General features: G+C 65.8%; 1 protein-coding gene. It reads left to right on the top strand.

What is annotated here, in order from left to right; translation table 11 throughout:
• Nucleotides 1-36 precede the first annotated feature (36 nt).
• On the top strand, nt 37-433 hold a 397-nt coding region (locus AACY49_RS31245), incomplete at its 3' end, for an efflux RND transporter permease subunit (RefSeq protein WP_339528212.1).

The raw sequence follows: 433 nt of genomic DNA, 5'->3' as shown, positions 1-433 counted from the left end.
CGCCTGCGGTCGATTAGCGAGATTGAGGAAGCGGTCGTGGCGACCCGTGCCGGCGTACCGGTGCGCGTCAAGGATGTGGGTCAGGTCGTCATCGGCGGCGCGGTCCGCACTGGCTCGGGCAGCCGCATGGGATCGGAAGCGGTCATCTCGACCGTGCTGATGCTGGTCGGCCAGAACAGCCGTATCGTCGCCAACAGCGCGGCCGAGACGCTTGACCAGATCAACAAGGCGCTGCCGCCAGACGTCTTCGCTGAGCCGGTCTACAACCGCTCCAAGCTCGTCAACGCGACGATCGCGACGGTCGAGAAGAATCTGGTCGAGGGCGCCTTGCTCGTCATCGTCGTCCTGTTCCTGCTCCTCGGCAATATCCGCGCGGCGCTCGTCACGGCCGCGGTCATCCCGATCACGATGCTCATGACGGCCGCCGGCATGA

Source organism: Pseudomonas sp. EL_65y_Pfl2_R96, assembly GCF_963970905.1.
In the GTDB taxonomy this organism is placed as follows: Bacteria; Pseudomonadota; Gammaproteobacteria; order Pseudomonadales; family Pseudomonadaceae; genus Aquipseudomonas.
This window is presented reverse-complemented; position numbering and strand designations above follow the sequence as displayed.